This window comes from Flavobacterium sp. KH_035 (assembly GCF_057839565.1).
Genome location: NZ_CM174492.1, coordinates 1,971,070 through 1,985,686 on the forward strand (window position 1 = coordinate 1,971,070; position 14,617 = coordinate 1,985,686).

Annotated in this window: 15 protein-coding genes; 7 read left to right on the plus strand and 8 right to left on the minus strand. The window is 34.6% G+C overall.

What is annotated here, in order from left to right; translation table 11 throughout:
• Positions 1–64: 64 nt before the first annotated feature.
• From AC3IS6_RS08475 to tsaB, 3 genes are read left to right on the plus strand one after another with little or no spacing between them, the layout of a single operon-like run.
• The gene (locus tag AC3IS6_RS08475) at positions 65–1,516 is read left to right on the plus strand and encodes a TolC family protein (RefSeq protein WP_489164479.1); all 1,452 of its coding nucleotides are present in this window, start codon (positions 65–67) and stop codon (positions 1,514–1,516) included.
• Positions 1,517–1,522: 6 nt separating this feature from the next.
• On the plus strand, positions 1,523–2,815 hold the full coding sequence (locus AC3IS6_RS08480) for an efflux RND transporter periplasmic adaptor subunit (protein WP_489164481.1): 1,293 nt from the start codon (positions 1,523–1,525) through the stop codon (positions 2,813–2,815).
• Between the two features lie 33 nt (positions 2,816–2,848).
• Positions 2,849–3,523, plus strand: a complete 675-nt coding sequence (gene tsaB / locus AC3IS6_RS08485) for a tRNA (adenosine(37)-N6)-threonylcarbamoyltransferase complex dimerization subunit type 1 TsaB (protein WP_489164482.1) — start codon at positions 2,849–2,851, stop codon at positions 3,521–3,523.
• 7 nt (positions 3,524–3,530) lie between these two features.
• Here tsaB and AC3IS6_RS08490 read toward each other — a convergent pair whose 3' ends face one another.
• The 3 genes from AC3IS6_RS08490 to AC3IS6_RS08500 form a co-directional block, all read right to left on the minus strand.
• The gene (locus tag AC3IS6_RS08490) at positions 3,531–4,346 is read right to left on the minus strand and encodes a mechanosensitive ion channel family protein (RefSeq protein ID WP_489164483.1); all 816 of its coding nucleotides are present in this window, start codon (positions 4,344–4,346) and stop codon (positions 3,531–3,533) included.
• Between the two features lie 87 nt (positions 4,347–4,433).
• Positions 4,434–4,871 (minus strand): YtxH domain-containing protein, encoded by a 438-nt coding sequence (locus tag AC3IS6_RS08495; protein ID WP_489164484.1) that lies wholly within the window; start codon positions 4,869–4,871, stop codon positions 4,434–4,436.
• A 129-nt stretch (positions 4,872–5,000) separates the two neighbouring features.
• Positions 5,001–5,900: a NifU N-terminal domain-containing protein gene (locus AC3IS6_RS08500; RefSeq protein ID WP_489164485.1), complete on the minus strand. Its 900-nt coding sequence runs from the start codon at positions 5,898–5,900 to the stop codon at positions 5,001–5,003.
• A gap of 143 nt (positions 5,901–6,043) precedes the next feature.
• Here AC3IS6_RS08500 and AC3IS6_RS08505 point away from each other — a divergent pair, with 143 nt between their 5' ends.
• Together AC3IS6_RS08505 and AC3IS6_RS08510 are read left to right on the plus strand one after the other, a co-directional pair.
• A complete protein-coding gene (locus tag AC3IS6_RS08505) occupies positions 6,044–7,033 on the plus strand; it encodes a PorP/SprF family type IX secretion system membrane protein (RefSeq protein ID WP_489164486.1) in 990 nt (329 codons plus the stop codon).
• A gap of 9 nt (positions 7,034–7,042) precedes the next feature.
• Complete coding sequence (locus tag AC3IS6_RS08510; RefSeq protein WP_489164487.1) at positions 7,043–7,561, plus strand: gamma carbonic anhydrase family protein; 519 nt, start codon at positions 7,043–7,045, stop codon at positions 7,559–7,561.
• A gap of 80 nt (positions 7,562–7,641) precedes the next feature.
• On the opposite strand, the gene AC3IS6_RS08515 is transcribed toward AC3IS6_RS08510, so the two are convergent.
• From AC3IS6_RS08515 to AC3IS6_RS08535, 5 genes are all read right to left on the minus strand, one after another.
• Positions 7,642–8,358: a LytR/AlgR family response regulator transcription factor gene (locus tag AC3IS6_RS08515; protein WP_489164488.1), complete on the minus strand. Its 717-nt coding sequence runs from the start codon at positions 8,356–8,358 to the stop codon at positions 7,642–7,644.
• Positions 8,359–8,525: 167 nt separating this feature from the next.
• Entirely contained in the window at positions 8,526–9,632 is a 1,107-nt protein-coding gene (locus AC3IS6_RS08520) for a sensor histidine kinase (RefSeq protein WP_489164489.1), read from the minus strand.
• Positions 9,633–9,965 (minus strand): DUF4907 domain-containing protein, encoded by a 333-nt coding sequence (locus AC3IS6_RS08525; RefSeq protein WP_489164490.1) that lies wholly within the window; start codon positions 9,963–9,965, stop codon positions 9,633–9,635. It lies immediately after the preceding gene.
• Positions 9,955–10,959, minus strand: a complete 1,005-nt coding sequence (locus tag AC3IS6_RS08530; protein ID WP_489164491.1) for a Kelch repeat-containing protein — start codon at positions 10,957–10,959, stop codon at positions 9,955–9,957. The genes AC3IS6_RS08525 and AC3IS6_RS08530 overlap by 11 nt, the downstream gene beginning before the upstream one ends.
• 16 nt (positions 10,960–10,975) lie before the next feature.
• The gene (locus tag AC3IS6_RS08535) at positions 10,976–11,818 is read right to left on the minus strand and encodes a DUF6268 family outer membrane beta-barrel protein (protein WP_489164492.1); all 843 of its coding nucleotides are present in this window, start codon (positions 11,816–11,818) and stop codon (positions 10,976–10,978) included.
• 232 nt (positions 11,819–12,050) lie between these two features.
• On the opposite strand from AC3IS6_RS08535, the gene AC3IS6_RS08540 reads away from it, so the two are divergent.
• On the plus strand, positions 12,051–13,379 hold the full coding sequence (locus AC3IS6_RS08540; RefSeq protein WP_489164493.1) for a DUF4270 family protein: 1,329 nt from the start codon (positions 12,051–12,053) through the stop codon (positions 13,377–13,379).
• Complete coding sequence (gene bamG / locus AC3IS6_RS08545) at positions 13,380–14,615, plus strand: BamG family beta-barrel-assembly machinery protein (protein WP_489164494.1); 1,236 nt, start codon at positions 13,380–13,382, stop codon at positions 14,613–14,615.
• Positions 14,616–14,617 lie beyond the last annotated feature (2 nt).

Consider the following 14,617-nt stretch of genomic DNA (forward strand, 5'->3'; position numbering starts at 1 on the left):
TTTTTGGTTTTTAAAAAAATGTTAAATTTGCGTAGTAGGGTTACTATGCTTTCATTCAAAATATATGAAAATAAATAAATATAATAGTCTGGTTTTTGCGATGTTATTTGGGTTTGGCTTATCTGGCCAGGCGCAGGCAAAGAAATGGACTTTGGAAGAATGTGTAAGATATGCAATGGAGAATAATATCACGATTAAAAATTCGGAATTTGATATTAAAAATGCAGCCATTGATAAAAGAGGAGCAATAGGTAATTATCTGCCTACTGTTAGTGCAAATGCTTCACATTCCTGGAATATTGGTTTGAATCAGAATATTACAACGGGTTTACTTGAAAATCAAACGACTCAGTATTCATCTATTGGAGCTACAGTTGGAGTTGATATTTACAGAGGTTTGCAAAATCAAAATACACTTAGAAAAGCAAATCTTTCTATAGTAGCATCAAAGTATCAATTGCTAAAAATGCAGGAAGATATTTCGCTGAATGTGGCCAATGCTTTTTTGCAAATACTTTTTAACAAAGAAAATTTGAAAGTAAAAACAGAGCAATTGTCTATCGATGAAAAACGTTTGGCACGTTCTGAAGAAATGGTGAGTGCAGGAACAATTCCACGTGGTGATTTATTTGATCTGAAAGCAACAGTAGCTACAGATAAACAAGGTATTATTGTCGCTGAAAATAATTTATTGATTTCTAAATTGAGTTTAGCACAGCTTCTGCAATTAAAAGAATTTACAGATTTTGATGTAGTCGATAATACAAATGTCAAAGATGAAAATAACATCATGGCACAAAACCCGGTTGATATTTACAATAAAGCAAAAGAAATAAGAACCGAATTAAAATTAGCACAGACCAATCTTGAAATTGCTCAGAAAAATGTGGCTATTGCAAAAGGGGCTTACCAGCCAACTTTGAGTGCTTTTTACAACTTTAACACAAGAGCGAGTTATTCGGAAATTGTTACCGGATCTACTTTGAATACAGCTAACCCGTCCTCTCAGATCGGTTATGTTCAGGGAACAAATCAACCAGTCTTAAAGGATAACATTTCACCAATTTTAGGAAATGCAGCGCCAATCTTAGATCAGTTTAATGATAATAAAGGACAATCTTATGGGCTTCAACTTTCGATTCCTATTTTTAATGGCTTTTCTGTTCGAAATAATGTAGAAAGAAGTAAAGTAAGTTTAGAGAAATCTAAAATAGATTTAGAGCAAAAAAGTTTAGATTTGCAACGTAATGTTTATACTGCTTTTACAGATGCGAAAGGAGCTTTAAACACTTATGAATCGTCAACTGTAACATTAGAGGCAAGACAGCAGGCTTACAATTATGCGAAAGAGAAGTATGATGTAGGTTTGATGAATTCATTTGATTTTACGCAGGCGCAAACATTATTAACAAATGCACAGTCTGACGTTATCAGAACAAAATACGATTACATTTTCAAAATAAAAATTCTTGAATTCTACTTTGGAATTCCAATTGTTCCAATTGTTACAAAATAATTTATTATGTCTAAAAAAACGATTTATTTTTTAGTAGGGGGTGCAGTAGCGCTTATTGCAATTTTAGTTGGTCTTTCGAAAGCGGGAGTGATAGGGAATAAGGATGAAGGAAAAGAAGTAGAAATTTCAAAAGTAGTAGCTTCAACAATTGTTGAAACAGTTTCTGCCACGGGTAAAATCCAACCCGAGATAGAAGTTAAATTATCGTCAATGGTTTCGGGTGAAATTATTGCGTTAAACGTAAAAGAAGGTCAGGTGGTTAAAAAAGGAGATTTATTGGTAAAAATAAACCCTGATTTGTATACCTCAGGATTAGAGCGTTCTGTTGCTAACTTGTCCGGTACTAAGGCTGGTTTAACACAGTCTGAGGCTAGTTTTAAAGAAGCAAAAGCAAGTTACGATCGTAATAAAACGCTATATGAAAAGGGAGTAATCTCAAAATCGGATTGGGATAAAGCAATTTCGACTTATGAAGTAGCCAAGGCAACCCAACAAAATGCGTATTACAATGTTAAGAGCGCTTCAGCATCAGTAACAGAAGCAAGAGACAATTTAGGACGTACTTTAATTTATGCTCCTGCTGATGGAACAATTTCAGTTTTAAATGTTGAATTGGGAGAGCGTGTTTTGGGAACGCAGCAAATGGCAGGAACAGAGCTTTTGCGTGTAGCAAACCTGAACAATATGGAAGTTGAAGTGGATGTAAACGAAAATGATATCGTTAAAGTAAAAATTGGCGACGAAGCAAACGTTGAAGTTGATGCCTATTTAAAAAAGAAATTTAAAGGTATTGTAACAAGTATTTCTAACTCAGCCAGTACAGCGTTAACTTCAGATCAGGTAACTAACTTTAAAGTTAAAGTGCGTATCCAGAAAGAATCTTATCAGGACTTATTGGAAGGGCAGCCAAGTACGTATTCACCTTTCAGACCCGGAATGACCGCTACAGTCGATATTATTACCAAAACTAAAAAGAATGTTTTGGCAGTGCCTATTAGTTCAGTTGTTGTGAAATCAGACACTACTGCCGTAAAAGACTTTAAAGTAGATGATCCGAACGAAGACAAAAAAGCAGCTCCGAAAAGCGATAAGAAGTTTGAGTGTGTTTTTGTAAGAGTAGGAGACAAGGCTAAAATAAGAGTTATTAAAACGGGTATTCAGGACGATACTAATATCGAAGTAATGTCAGGACTAAAATCGGGAGATGTTGTAATCACAGGGCCTTATACTACCGTTTCTAAAGATTTAAATTCCGGAGATAAAGTAAAGCTTAAAACAGCAGATGCTCCTAAGAAATAATTTATATTACTATCAATTTTAAAAACACACACATTGTCTTTTATTCTCAATATTGAAACAGCTACTAAAAATTGCTCCGTATCCATTGCTAAAAATGGAGAAACAATTATATGCAGGGAAATAGCCGAAGAAGGTTATTCGCACGCCGAAAAACTGCATGTTTTTATCGAAGAAGTAATTGCCGAAGCGGGTATGGCAGTTGAGGATTTGGTGGCTGTTGCTGTGAGCCAAGGACCGGGTTCTTATACCGGCCTGCGCATTGGTGTTTCGGCAGCCAAGGGATTATGTTTTGCTTTAAACGTTCCGTTGATTGCGGTTGATACTTTACAAACTTTAGCGTCACAGGCCAAAGTTGCCGAAGGAAAAATTATTCCGATGCTCGATGCCAGAAGAATGGAAGTTTATAGTGAAGTGTTTACAGCTGATTTAAAAGTAGAAAGAACGATTCAGGCTGAAGTTATCACTGAAGACTCTTTTAAAGAATATACAGAGACTGTTTATTTTGTGGGAGATTGTGCCGATAAATGTAAAACAGTTTTGACCCAGCCGAATTTTGTTTTTTTAGAAGAGATCAGATATCCTTCTGCTACTGCAATGAGTAAAATCAGTTATGATAAATACCAAAAAAGCGACACTGTTGATGTCGCTTATTTTGAACCTTACTATTTAAAAGATTTTATGATGGCGCCTCCATCAAAAAAAGGGTAAGACCTTTTTATTTTTGAAGTGTATACGGCTGAACTGAAATTCCGGCCTCATCTAAAGCTGCTTTGCAATTTTCTAAAGTCTCAGAAAAGACAGCTCCGTAATTAGCATTTTTTGCCCATGGACGTACCGCGAATTCTACTGAACTTGCTGTTAAGTTTTTAACAAAAACTTCTGCAGCAGGCTTTTTAAGCACTTTCGGATTGTTGTTTAAAACGTTCAGCAGAATGTCTTTTGCCTTTTTGATATCTGAATCATAAGAAACGGCAAAAGTAAGATCTGCTCTTCGTTCTCCCTGCATCGAATAATTGATGATCGTTCCGTTTGATAAAGCACCATTAGGTACAAAAACCGTCTGATTGTTTGCTGTTAACATCTTGGTTACAAAAATCTGTATTTCTACCACTGTCGCAATAATTCCGCCCGAGGTTTCGATTGTATCGCCAACTTTGAAAGGTTTGAAAACAATAATTAGCATTCCTCCTGCAAAGTTGGAAAGAGATCCCTGTAAAGACAAACCTACTGCAAGTCCCATGGCTCCTAATATCGCGACAAATGATGAAGTTTCGATACCCAGTTTTGAAATAAAAGTCACAAATAATAAAATTCGGAGTGCCCAAATTAAGATATCAGAAAGGAATCGGGTTAAAGTAGGATCCAAATTTCTTTGCACCATTATTTTTGTAATGATTCTGTTTATTAATCGGATGGCGTAGATTCCGACAAATAAAATAATAAATGCCGAGATTAATTTTGGAGAATAATCAATTAATACGTTAATAAATTTAGTAGCATAACTGCTAATCTGCTCTGGATAAATGTACATGTTTTTCGAATAAAAAAACCTTCTCAAGGAGAAGGTATATTAGTTTTGCAAATATAAAGATATTTCCCGGGATAAGAAAAAGGAGTTTTATTCCTTCTTAGGAGCTTCGTCAATAACTTCATCTGCTTTAGTGGCTGCTTTTTCGCTGATATCGGCTACGGTTTCTGAAACAATTGTCTTGGTTTCCCCGGTAAGTTCGCTTGTTTTTTCTTTTACGGTATCGATTACATTACCTATAGAGTCGGATGCTTTCTCAACATATTCGCTAACGATGTCTTTCGCTTGATGCGCATACTCCGTTGCCGTTTCAATCAGTGGCTCTGATGCTTCTTTGGCTTTTGTGAAAGTTTCTTCTGCAAAGGTTTCTGCTTTATCAATATAAGGAGCAGCAGCTTCTTTGGCCTGTTCAAAAGTAGTTTCGGCCTGGTGTGCCAAATCAGTAGCAGAATCTTTGGCTGTGCCAAACAAATTCTTAAAGAATGAAGATAATCCCATAGTTTTGATATTGATTAGTTTAGAATACAATATTAACTATTTTTAAAGAATTATAATATTTTTACGGCAATAATTTGTTGATAATAAGTGAGATATGTTTTTTTGTAAAAAAAGCGCCTACCATTGGCAGACGCTTTTTGTTTTTTTGGATAAAAAAAATTAAGCATTTAAAGCTTCTACTTTAATCTCTTCATCGTTTAACATGCTCTTTAGCATGTTTTCGATTCCGCTTTTTAAAGTGAATGTAGAAGATGGGCAGCCGCTGCAAGCACCTTGTAGAATTACTTTTACCGTTTTATCATTTTCATTATAAGAATCAAAAGCAATATTTCCTCCGTCAGCAGCTACTGCCGGTTTTACATATTCCTCTAGAATGTTGATGATTTGTTGTGAGGTAACATCTAATTTATCAAAAGCTTCGTCTTTTGTAATATCATTTTTAGTGGCTACTTCAATAAGGCTTTCGTCTAAAACAGTTCCTCCATTTTCAATAAACTGCTTGATAAAAGTTCTTACTTCAAGAGTAATTTCCTGCCAGTCGTTGATGTCGTATTTGGTTACCGAAATGTAATTTTCATCAATAAAAACTTCTTTTACATATGGGAATTTGAATAACTCTTTGGCTAGTGGAGAGGAGGTAGTTTGATCGATGTTTTTATATTCAACCGCATTTTTTGTCAGCATTCTACTCACTACAAATTTCAGAGCAGCAGGATTTGGAGTTGTTTCTCCATAAACCGTTATTGGCTGTTTTTTAGTTTTGTTTTCATCTGCTTTAATGATTACTCCGCCTTTATCTACAAATGAGGTAATTTGCTCGGCAACGGCATCTTTTACATCATCCCATTCTACAATACTATATCTTTCGATTGCGATAAAGTTTCCTGAAATATAAACGGTTTTTACAAACGGTAAATAGAATAATTGTTGTGCTAAAGGAGACGCTTGTGCTTCGTCAATATTTTTGAATTCAAAACTTTGATTCTGAGTAATGAAGTCCTCAAATCCGAACTTTAATATCGTTGGATTCTGAGTTTCTTTTATGGTGATTTTTGTCATGATTTGTAATTTTTCACAAATTTACTAAAGTTATTTTCTACTAATACCTATATTTGATTTTTTAATAAAATAATTAAGACTCTTTTCAAATTAATCGTATTAAATTAGAAGAGTGTAAAATATATTTGGTCAATATTGTCTTTATGAAATTTAGAATCAGGGTTTTATTATTTTTTCTAATTGTGTCAGTCTATTCTTATTCACAAGAAGGAATACCGGTATACTCTGATTATTTATCGGATAATTATTATTTGATTCATCCGTCGATGGCGGGAGCGGCAAATTGCGCCAAAATAAGACTGACTGCCAGAAAACAATGGTTTGGTCAGGAAGACGCTCCATCTTTGCAAACATTAACTTTTAATGGCAGAATAGGAGAGCGATCTGGCGCTGGAATTATTGTTTTTAATGATAAAAACGGTTATCATTCTCAAAAAGGGATAAAACTTACCTATGCGCATCATATTATGTTTTCGAGGGATGAACTTGATTTAAATCAGTTGTCATTCGGTATTAGCGGGGGAGTGATTCAGAGTCAATTGGATGAAACTAAATTTGGAAGTACTTTTGATCCAATCGTTTTCGGTTCCATTCAAAAAGATTCGTATTTTAATGTTGATATTGGAGCATCGTACAATTATCTTGATTTTTATGCTCATGCAACGGTTCAGGGGCTGCTGGAAACTAGAAGAGAATTATACACAGAATATGAGAGCAATAATCTGAGAAAATTTCTGTTAAGCGCAGGATATGTTTTTGGAAAAAAAAGTAAGGTAACCTGGGAGCCTTCGGTATTATTTCAGCTGTTCGATAAAACCAAAGAAAAATCTATTGATGTAAACCTTAAAGCATACAAAAACATGGACTTTGGAAGTTTATGGGCTGCCTTGTCTTACCGAAAAAGTTTTAACGGTACGCAATACAGCACTACAAGCGGAGTAGCTGCACAAAAGCTGCAGTATATTACTCCGATCATTGGTGTAAATTATAAAAATTTTATGTTTGCCTACACTTATTCGCAAGTTACAGGCGATGTAAAATTTGATACCGGTGGTTATCACCAAATTACGCTGGGAATCAATTTATTTTGTAAAAAGGAACGTTACGACTGTAATTGTCCTGCAATTAACTAAAAAAATAGTATGCTAATTAAATCTGTAAATGGAAAAACACCTTTGATTCCAGAGGATTGTTATGTTGCTGAAAATGCTACAATTGTGGGTGATGTTACTTTTGGAGCTTCTTGCAGTGTTTGGTTTAACGCCGTTATTCGTGGTGATGTTAACTTTATTACAATTGGAAATAAGGTGAATATTCAGGACGGAGCCATTATTCATTGTACCTATCAAAAACACCCTACTATCATAGGAAACAATGTTTCCATAGGACACAATGCAATTGTTCACGGCTGCACGATTCACGATAATGTTTTGATCGGGATGGGTGCTATCGTTATGGATAACTGTGTTGTTGAAAGTAATTCAATTATTGCGGCCGGTGCTGTTGTCACACAAAATACAGTAATCACTTCAGGAAGTATTTATGCGGGTGTTCCGGCTAAAAAAGTCAAGGACATCGATCAGTCCGATTTTGCAGGCGAAATTGAACGCATTTCAAACAATTACGTAATGTATTCCGGCTGGTTTAAAAATGAAGAATAAAAATAAATAATCAAAAAAACAGAAATTCCAAGGCTTGACACTTTTGAAATTTGGAATTTCTATTTTTGGAATTTAATAAATTATAAATTAATTCTTTCGAAAAAAGCTGTTTTATAACTTTCGCTAATTGGAATTCGTTTGTCACTAATCAAAACTTTATTTTTTTGAATGGATTTTACATGTTTTATATTGATTATATAAGAGCGGTGAATTCGCGAAAAACCTTTGTTTGAAAGCAGGTTTTCAAGTTTGATTAAACTAATTAGAGTAAGTGTGAATTTATTATCAATAGTATATATTTTTACGTAATCTTTAAGTCCTTCGATAAATAGTATATCAGAAAAATTCATTTTTACATTTTCGTATTCGGCCCTTACAAACATAAAATCCTGTTCCAGTTCTGGTGCGGTAGTGTTTTCAGAAATAGCCTGAACCGTTGTGGTCGGATTCAAGACTTGTTGCGCTCTTACCACCGATTTTAAAAAACGATGGAACGGAATGGGTTTTACCAAATAATCTACTGCACCCAGATTAAAACCTTCTACAGCATAATCAGAAAAAGCAGTTGTAAAAATAACCAAGGGTTTCTTTTCAATTGTATTTAAAAAATCGATTCCGGAGAAATGGGGCATCTGTATGTCCAGAAAAATCAAATCAATATTGTTTTGATTGATAAAAGAAACAGCATCAATAGCATTGTTAAAAGTATGGACTAATTCCAGAGAATCTACTTTTCGAACAAAATCTTCCAGTAACTCAACCGCTAAAGGTTCATCGTCTATAATTACACATTTCATCTGCTGAAGTTTTAATTTTAAAAATTTTGTTTAGAGCCAAAAGTACTTTTAAACCAGTAAAATAAGTTTTAAAATTATCATAAAATACAGGTCGGATTTTAAAAGACCCTACTACTTTCGGGGTCTTATTATGACGGAATTTTTTGTGAAATTGTAATTCATCATATTCAATTAATTGCAGTTTGGATTTTATCTAATTCCAGATTCAAATGCACACGAAAATATTTGTCATCCTGCGTTATATCAAGTTTGTGTGCATTGGGGTAGAGTAAATCCAGGCGGTTCTGGATATTCACTAATCCGATACCTGAATTTCCGGGATCTTTAATATAGTTTTCAATTGTATTTTCGATCCAGAAATCCAGACTGCTGTTCAGAATGAATATCTTAATTTTAACATGGGCTGCACCTTTATAATCTGTTCCGTATTTGAATGCATTTTCGACAAACGAAATCAATAACAGGGGCTCAATAAACTTGTTTCTGGTGTCTCCATGAACATTGATAACGATGTCTTCAATATTGTTTAATCTTAGTTTTTGTAGTTCAATGTAGTTTTGGATATAATTGATTTCTTTTTCTAAATCAACTGTTTTATTATCGGTTTCATACAGCATATACCGCATTAGTTCAGATAAGGTAACGATGGCATCAGGAACTAAATCAGATTTTTTGTGTGCCAGAGAATAAATACTATTTAAAGAATTGAATAAAAAATGCGGATTGGTTTGTTTGCGCAAATAAATTAATTCTGTATTTGTTCGATGGGTTTCGGCAATTAATTTGTTTTGCTGATTGTTGTAAAATTCTGTCAGTGTTCTGATAATAGCACTGATGGTGATGATTAAAATATAAAAAAAAGAGGGACCAATTTTAAAAAACAAAGGCTGTCTTGTGGCTAAGACTGCTCTTACTCTTGTTCCTCTGTACATTAATTTAAGATCTCCTGGAGGAGGTAAATTTTTTAGAGGTCTTGCCTGACTAAAATCAGGAATAAAATAATTGATTCTGATAATCATAAAAAGCAAAATCAGGGCAAATACAAACACAAAATAGAGCCAGTATTTTTTCTCTAAAAGCAAAACAGGAACCAGATAAAAATAGTTCAGATAAAACAAAACAATTCCCGTACTCCACTGCACATAAAAATCGGTACTGACTTTAAACGGACTTTCATAAAATTGAATTAATGAAGTCAGAATAAAGAAAACCCAGATGATAGCATGAAGCAAAATTTTGTTTGAACTTGTATTTCTGATTGTATCGAGTTTCATTTATAATTTTATTTTTAATAAAATTAAATCATTTTTAGTTACTGTTGGTGATCTATTTTGATTGAGTCTGGTTACGACTAAATTTGCCACTTTTAAAGCATCACTTTCTGTTGCAAAACTTTTAGAGTCGTTTATGGCAGGAATAATAGCCTGCTTGATAATGATTTTGTTCTTTAAAGCAATCGAATAACCCCAACCTGACGTAGTTTTGAAGGCTTCGATTTTAAAAGTTTCATTTTTCGCACAGGCTAAAAATTGTAAAATAAGCATCGTAAGTAATACATTCTTCCAGATTTTACTCCAGAAGAACTGCATTTTTATTTTAGTTGTCATCACTTGTTTGCTCCTCTAAAGGTTTAAATTCCCAGGCATCGTCAAAATAAGTGGAGCCTGTTCTTCCCAACATATAAAAACCACGATTGTTGATCGCAAAACCTACAGCATCTGTTCGGCTGGCGCCTTCCATAGGTGTTTTTTCTGCCCATAAATCGGTAGTTGGATTATACTCCCAGATCGTTTTGATGTTTTCCCCACCTACAACATATCCTAAACCGTTCATTGTAAAACTTGAGGCATTTGAGCGAACAATAGCATAATCGTCATTGTAAGAGTTGTCATCATCGGTATCTTTATCTATGTCGCGTTTTCTGGTCCACACATCGGTAGCAGGATCAAATTCCCAAAAGTCTTCCTGATAAACACCGTTATTACTTCCTGTTCCAAGATAAACTTTATCGGCAATTACAAAAGCAGTTGCATTACGTCTTTTATTTCCGCTAAAACCATTTACAAGAGTCCAGGCATTGGTCTGGTCGTTGTATTGATAGAAATCTTTCAGATAATTCCCGTCATAACCAGTCCCAAAATAGGCTTTTCCACCGGCCTGAAAACCTACTGCCGCGTAACGGCCCGTTCCGGCGAAATCAGTTTTTTGAGTCCAGGTATTGTTGGTTGGATTGTACTGATAAAAGTCTTTTAATTTATTCGTTCCGTCATAGCCCAAGCCAATGTAACCCTTTTGATTTAGGGCAAAAGCCGATGCAGAACTTCTTCCGATGCCAGGAAAATCAGCTTTTTGTTCCCAGTAATCTCCGGTAGAATTGTAAGACCATAAATCTTTTAAATAAACATCTCCGGTATAACCTGTTGCTACATAAGCATAATCGCCAATTACAAAACTGGTGGCACTGGATCTGGCAGGTCCGTCAAATGCTGACTTTTTAACCCAGTTTCCTATTAAATCTTCGTCGCTATCGTTGTTGCAGCCTATAAAAAAGAGGCTTGAAAACAACGTTGCGAATACTATTCCTTTTTTAAAATTATTCATAATATATTAAGTTTATTTAGTGTTTGTATTTGATGCCAATTCCCAAGACATATCCGTTACCAGGATTAAAATCGTAGACTTTATGATTGTCTCTGTCAATCAGGTTGTATTTTTTGTTAAAATCATATCCGGCTTTAAAATTGAGAAACCAGTTTTTGTCTACATTTCTTTCATATTCAAATGCTGTAGTCATTTGTGATAAAGTAGTCTTTACAGCATTGTTAATCGATTGATTTGTGGCATTTAAATGATAGAAATTACCATTAAAACTATTGGTCAGACTAAATTTGTTGCGGACAGTATTAGAGTAGGTGACCTTTGAATCCGGAAAACCAATTTGCAAACTGCTTTCATTGTTAAATTTATAGAGGAAAGACAGTATAGGTAAGAACTTAGCATTGCCCAGTGCAGTTGATCTCGAAATTCCAATCTTAAGGCCTGTTCGTGAATTGAACTGTTGATACATTTCTAAACTTCCCAAAAAAGAAATATTGCTCAGCTCCGTACTACTCTGGAAATTTAGTGTTGGAATAAGCGAAATACTCATATTGGTGGTATTTGAAAAATCATGTGAAATCTCAAATTTGTTTTGAATCTGATTGAATTGTTCGTGATCTTCTCTCGTTTTGTAACTTTCTAGTTCATAATTCGCGTTCAAATTGGAATATTCTAATGTGTTTGTTATTTTGTTTTTATCATCTAATTTTTTATGGTAGAAAATGCCAATACTACTTTGCGTAAAATCAATCTGATCTGTTGGTTCGGTTTTTAAACTCAGGTTAACTTCAAAATTCTCCTGAGCTTTCATGCTGAAAAACGAAATCAACAAAATCGAACTAATTAGGATTCTTATTTTCATTGTTTATTTATTGGTTCAAAAGTAGGAGGCTAATGGTTTTAAAAAAAAGAAGATATATGTATGGCTATTTTTGATAGACTAAACAGCCGTTTTTACGGCTGAATAGGGTATTAGCTGGTGATTGATCTGTTATAGATGATTTTTGGCTGTTTATAGTGCAAAAAAGCAGGACTGTATATGTTATGATGCAGCGCGAAAGAGTGCCATTTATATTTGTTCAAAAAATTAAATTATGCACAAGTATATATTGATGTTGTTTTTAGCGATCGGCCTGTTTTCATGCGGAACCGATTCGGATGCCGGAGAGTTTGTGGTTGGCTCTGATTATCTGGCCGTAGGCAATAAGGTTATTTTGATTGATACCATGAGTGTAGAGGTATCAACAATAAATTTTGACTCTTTGGTTACTTCCAATCAAAAGCGGATTTTGGTTGGGAATTATGAAGACCCGATTTATGGAAAAGTAAAATCGAACAGTTATTTTCAACTGGCTTCAGATTCTTATACTTTAAAAAATGAAGGATCTGATACGGAAACTACCAACTATGTTTTTGATTCCATTTCGATGATTCTTAAATACGATAAGTACTATTATGGGGATACCACCAGGGTGCAGACATTTGATATTCATCGACTGACTCAGAAAGTGAAGCCCAATACAGAAAATTACAATTTTTACAACAATTCGGTTTTAAGTTATAGTGATGAAAGTTTGGGGACTATTTCATACAAACCCAGACCAGTTGAGAAGGATTCTATTAATATTAAGATGAGCAGTGCTTTTGGAGCCGCTCTTTTTCAGAAACTCAAGAAGAGAGAAATCACAGATTTTGATAGTTTTAATGAATATTTAAAAGGGTTCGTTCTTGTTCCTTCTACTTCAAATTCAGGGAGTGTTATTGGCTTTCATGTGGCGACGAGTAAAGTGCGACTGTATTATTCAAAATATCAGGCAAATACTGAGGAAATTCCGTACATCATTGATTTTAAAATTTCAGATGCACAAAAGCAATTTAATTCTATTTCGTTGGATAAAACCGGAACAATAATTCAAAATTTGCCAGCCTCGAATAGTAAATTGTCGAGTTCATTGACCAATCGACAGGGGTTTATTCAAGCTGGTACCGGAGTCGCTTGTAGGATTGATTTTCCAAACATTAAACAATTGAAGAATATTTCGGCTAATGGGGCAATTGTTGACGCGCAATTGGTTCTAAAAGCGGTCAACAATACCTACTCAGAAAAATACCCACTGGCAGATTCTTTAAAAATTTATGTAAGCGACAACTTAAACCGAATTAGTACTTCATTGGTCAATTCAGCCGGAACTGCAGTATTTGGCCTTTTGAATAAGAAGAGTGATGAGTTTAATGAAAATGTTGGCTATTCGATTCCGATTGGTTATTTCCTGCAGAAAGAAATGTTGAAACAATCTAATATCAGGTCCTCTCTTATTCTCACCTTACCCGGAATTTCCAAAACAGTGAATCGGATTGTTTTAGGCGATCAAAAACATTTGAATAATAAACTTCAGCTTAAAATTTATTACATCTCTTATTAAATGAAAACTAAAATTATCTGTTTAAGCTGCCTCATTTTGATGTCGCTTACTTCGTTTTCTCAAAGTATTTCAAGTTCTCCTTATTCATTATATGGTCTAGGAAGTGTGTATGACTCCGATTTTGGAGATATTCCGTCTATTGGATCTTCGGGAATTGCTTTACCGTCTGCTACCTTTATTAATAATTTAAATCCCGCTTCCTTAGGGTATCTGCCACAGCATCATTTTATGTTTGATATTGGAGGAAAAGCCATTTCGACCACTTATCAAAGCAGTTCACGAAGCGAAAGTCGTAATAATTTTCAATTTTCACATTTGGCGTTTGCTTTTCCGGTAACTAAAAATTCAGGATTTAGTATCGCGATACGCCCTTACTCGAGTGCGGCTTTTAAAATTTCGAATTTAAAATTACCAATAGAAAACAGTCAGGATTTTTATTATTTAACTGCGGCAGGTTCCGGCGGACTAAATAATTTGGATTTGTCTTATGGCTACCGATTCGGTAAGAAATTATCCGTTGGAGCTTCGGCATCTGTGCTGTTTGGAAACACAACTGACAACAGGAGTTTTTTAATCATGAATTCCGTCACAAGCATTCAGAAGAAAACAAACTACAATGGTCTGCGTGCAACGATAGGTGTTCAGTATCAAATTGATTCTACTTTTACCGTTGCGACAACTTTTAAAGTGCCAAGTCAGATAAAGGCATCCAAAGTGCAAACCGTTCAAACCATTGCAGATGACGTGGTAACAACAATAGAGTCTAATGTAGTTTCGGATACAGATGATTATTATATGCCTTTAGAAATGGGTATTGGAATCAGTAAGCGTTTTAGGAGCAATTTAAACATGACGCTGGATTATGAAAAAAGCCTCTGGGGTAATACCAATCAATCTGAATTGTACGGTAATTTTGTAAACCAGGATCGATTTGCTTTGGGATTTACCTACAGTGGGAGGAAAAATATCCGCAAATACTGGGATAGGGTTCAGTATGCTGCGGGAGCAAACTTTGATACCGGTTATCTGGAAATCGATGGAAAAAGAATCAACAATGCCGCAATTTCAATAGGGCTTACTTTACCCATCGAAAATACAAATTCGTCTTTAAATATTTCTTATTCGTACGGACAAAGAGGAAGGATTTCGGATAATTTAATCAAAGAAAACTATCATAAAATATCTCTTAATTTATCTTTGGACGGAATTTGGTTCGTCAAGCGAAAATTCGAGTAGTA

Bases quoted from the DNA above. Each gene is read 5' to 3' on its own strand.
- AC3IS6_RS08475 (WP_489164479.1), top strand. From the start codon at position 65: ATGAAAATAAATAAATATAATAGTCTGGTTTTTGCGATGTTATTTGGG.
- AC3IS6_RS08480 (WP_489164481.1), top strand. From the start codon at position 1,523: ATGTCTAAAAAAACGATTTATTTTTTAGTAGGGGGTGCAGTAGCGCTT.
- AC3IS6_RS08490 (WP_489164483.1), bottom strand. From the start codon at position 4,346: ATGTACATTTATCCAGAGCAGATTAGCAGTTATGCTACTAAATTTATT.
- AC3IS6_RS08500 (WP_489164485.1), bottom strand. From the start codon at position 5,900: ATGACAAAAATCACCATAAAAGAAACTCAGAATCCAACGATATTAAAG.
- AC3IS6_RS08505 (WP_489164486.1), top strand. From the start codon at position 6,044: ATGAAATTTAGAATCAGGGTTTTATTATTTTTTCTAATTGTGTCAGTC.
- AC3IS6_RS08510 (WP_489164487.1), top strand. From the start codon at position 7,043: ATGCTAATTAAATCTGTAAATGGAAAAACACCTTTGATTCCAGAGGAT.
- AC3IS6_RS08515 (WP_489164488.1), bottom strand. From the start codon at position 8,358: ATGAAATGTGTAATTATAGACGATGAACCTTTAGCGGTTGAGTTACTG.
- AC3IS6_RS08520 (WP_489164489.1), bottom strand. From the start codon at position 9,632: ATGAAACTCGATACAATCAGAAATACAAGTTCAAACAAAATTTTGCTT.
- AC3IS6_RS08525 (WP_489164490.1), bottom strand. From the start codon at position 9,965: ATGACAACTAAAATAAAAATGCAGTTCTTCTGGAGTAAAATCTGGAAG.
- AC3IS6_RS08530 (WP_489164491.1), bottom strand. From the start codon at position 10,959: ATGAATAATTTTAAAAAAGGAATAGTATTCGCAACGTTGTTTTCAAGC.
- AC3IS6_RS08535 (WP_489164492.1), bottom strand. From the start codon at position 11,818: ATGAAAATAAGAATCCTAATTAGTTCGATTTTGTTGATTTCGTTTTTC.
- AC3IS6_RS08540 (WP_489164493.1), top strand. From the start codon at position 12,051: ATGCACAAGTATATATTGATGTTGTTTTTAGCGATCGGCCTGTTTTCA.
- bamG (WP_489164494.1), top strand. From the start codon at position 13,380: ATGAAAACTAAAATTATCTGTTTAAGCTGCCTCATTTTGATGTCGCTT.